General features: G+C 72.8%; 3 protein-coding genes. 2 read left to right on the forward strand and 1 reads right to left on the reverse strand.

Going from position 1 to position 3,003, the window contains the following annotated elements; all coding sequences use genetic code 11:
* On the forward strand, positions 1-392 hold a 392-nt coding region (locus DZG00_RS14070), incomplete at its 5' end, for a DNA-3-methyladenine glycosylase family protein (protein WP_375342507.1).
* 3 nt (positions 393-395) lie between these two features.
* Here the strand turns inward: DZG00_RS14070 and ku are convergent.
* Positions 396-1,424: a non-homologous end joining protein Ku gene (gene ku, locus DZG00_RS14075; protein ID WP_119382094.1), complete on the reverse strand. Its 1,029-nt coding sequence runs from the start codon at positions 1,422-1,424 to the stop codon at positions 396-398.
* Between the two features lie 36 nt (positions 1,425-1,460).
* Between ku and ligD the strand changes: the two genes are divergently transcribed.
* Positions 1,461-3,003 (forward strand): non-homologous end-joining DNA ligase (ligD, locus tag DZG00_RS14080; protein ID WP_199689826.1); only part of this gene is annotated, 1,543 nt, incomplete at its 3' end.

Raw genomic sequence — 3,003 nt, forward strand, 5'->3', positions numbered from 1 at the left:
CCTGGTCTCCCGCCCGCATCGCCCGCGACGGCGCCGAGCTGCTGCGCGGGCCCGCCCGGCGCACGGCCACGCTGATCCGCATCGCCGAGGCCCTGGAGACCGGGGAGCTCGTGATCGAGCACGGCATGCCGCGCGCCGAGCTGCGGGCCGCGCTCGTCGCGTTCCACGGCGTGGGTCCGTGGACGGCGGACTACGTCGCCATGCGCGCCCTCGGCGAGCCGGACATCCTGCTCTCCGGCGACCTCATCGTCCGCCGCGGCGCCGCCGCGCTCGGCCTCCCCGACGACGCCCGCGCCCTCGACGCGCGCGCCGCCGCCTGGTCGCCGTGGCGCTCCTACGCGACCCTGCACCTCTGGCGCGTGATGACCGACGGGATGCCGGCCGCGGGCTGACGCCTACGCGCTCTTCCGCTCGGCGGCACCCTTCGACGCCTTCGCCGAGGATCCCTTCTTCGCGCCGGTCGTCGCTTTCTTCGCCGTCGGCTTCTTCGTCGTCGTCGCCTTCTTCGTCGTCGACTTCTTCGTCGCCGGCTCGGCCTTCTTCGCGGGCGCCTCGTCCGCGTCGTCGGACGCCTTCGCCTTTGTCTTCGCCGGCTTCCGCGCGGGCGCCTTCTCCGTGCCCGCGCCGCCCCCGCCCCGGCTCCGCTCGATGCTCCGCTTCAGCGCGTCCATCAGGTCGAGGACCTCGCCGCCCGCGCTCTCGTCGTCGTCCTCCGACTCGCCGAAGGTCGCGTCGGTGTCGAGCGAGTCGCCCTGGGCGAGCTTCGCGTCGATGAGGGTCTTCAGCTGCTCCTGGTACTCGTCGCTGAACTTCGACGGGTCGAAGTCCTCCGCGAACCCCTCCACGAGCTGCGCCGACATCTTCAGCTCCCGCGGCGACACCTTGGGCGCGGCGTCGAGCGACGGGAAGTCCGCCTCGCGCACCTCGTCGTCCCAGAGGAGCGTCTGCAGCATGAGCACGTCGCCGCGCACGCGCAGCGCCGCGAGCCGCGTGCGCTGGCGCAGGGTCACGTGCACGATCGCCGTGCGGTCGGTCTCCTGCAGCGTGCGGCGGAGGAGCGCGTACGACTTGGGGCTCGAGGAGTCGGGCTCGAGGAAGTAGCTGCGGTCGAGCATCACCGGATCCACCTGGTCGCTCGGCACGAACTCGACCACGTCGATCTCGCGGCTCTTCTCCTCGGGCAGCGCGGAGAGGTCCTCCTCGGTGATCACGACGGTGCGGTCTCCGTCGTCGAACGCCTTGTCGATGTGGGCGTAGTCGACGACCTTCCCGCAGATCTCGCAGCGACGCTGGTAGCGGATCCGCCCGCCGTCGGCGTCGTGGACCTGGTGCAGCGGCACGTCGTGATCCTGCGTCGCGCTGTAGACCTTCACGGGCACGTTGACGAGGCCGAAGGTGACGGCGCCCTTCCAGATGGCTCTCATGACTCCACTGAACACCCGCGGGGCCATGCTGGAGCGATGGCGGGACAGAAGCAGCAGGTCGAGGTCGACGGGCACCGGATCGCGCTCACGAACCTCGACAAGGTGCTGTACCCGGCCACCGGCACGACCAAGGGCGACGTCATCGCGTACTACGCCGCCGTCGCGCCGCACATGCTCCCGCACCTCCGCGACCGGCCCGTGACCCGCAAGCGCTGGGTCGACGGCGTCGGCACCGACGAGGCGCCGGGGAAGATGTTCTTCCAGAAGGACCTCGACGCGCACACGCCCGACTGGGTGCAGCGGCGGGCGATCCAGCACCGGGACCACGCGAACGACTATCCGCTCGTCGGCGACGTGGCGACGCTCACCTGGCTCGGCCAGATCGCGGCGCTCGAGCTGCACGTGCCGCAGTGGCGCTTCGGGCGCACGGGCGACGTCCGCCGCCCCGACCGGCTCGTGCTCGACCTCGACCCGGGGCCAGGCGCCGGCCTGCCCGAGTGCGTCGAGGTCGCGAAGGCCGCCCGCGGGATCCTCCGCGACATGGGCCTCGAGCCGTACCCGGTCACGAGCGGATCCAAGGGGATCCACCTCTACGCCGCCCTCGACGGCAGCCACGACGCCGACGCGATCTCGCAGGTCGCGCACGAGCTCGCCCGCGCGCTGGAGGCCGACCACCCGGACCTCGTCGTCAGCGACATGAAGAAGGCGCTGCGACAGGGCAAGGTGCTCGTCGACTGGAGCCAGAACAACCCCGCCAAGACCACGGTCGCGCCGTACTCGCTCCGCGGCCGCTCCCGGCCGACCGTCGCGGTGCCGCGCACCTGGCGGGAGCTGTCGTCGCCGACGCTCCGGCACCTGGAGATGGACGAGGTCATCGCCAGGATGCGGAGGCGCGAGGATCCGCTCGCCCCCGTCGAGGAGGGCCACCGCGAGAGCCTGGAGCCGACCCGCGAGCGGCTCGCGGGCTTCGAGCGGAAGGACCCCGCCGCCGCGGATCCGGCCGACGACCGCCTCGCGACCTACCGCTCCAAGCGCGATGCCGCGAAGACCAGCGAGCCCGTGCCCGACGAGGCGCCCGCGCCGAGCGACGGGAACTCGTTCGTGATCCAGGAGCACCACGCCCGCGCGCTGCACTGGGACTTCCGGCTGGAGCACGACGGCGTGCTCGTGAGCTGGGCCCTCCCCAAGGGCGTGCCCACCGAGCACGGCACGAACCACCTCGCGGTGCAGACCGAGGACCACCCGCTGGAGTACGGATCCTTCGAGGGCACGATCCCCGCGGGCGAGTACGGCGGCGGCGAGGTCACCATCTGGGACGCGGGCACGCTCGAGCTGGAGAAGTGGCGCGACGGGAAGGAGGTCATCGCGACGCTGCACGGCCGCGGCGCGGGCACCGGCATCGACGGCCCGCGCCGGTACGCGCTCATCCACACGGGCGGGCACGGCAAGGCCGACGCGAACTGGCTGATCCACCTGATGGAGCCAGCCGACGCGCCCGCGAAGGCCAACGCGAAGGCGGCCCGCCCCGCGTCGCTGGAGAAGGCCGGCGGCCGCACGCGCGTGGGCGGCAGGCGGCGCG

It is taken from the genome of Clavibacter lycopersici (assembly GCF_003576405.1).
GTDB lineage: Bacteria > Actinomycetota > Actinomycetes > Actinomycetales > Microbacteriaceae > Clavibacter > Clavibacter lycopersici.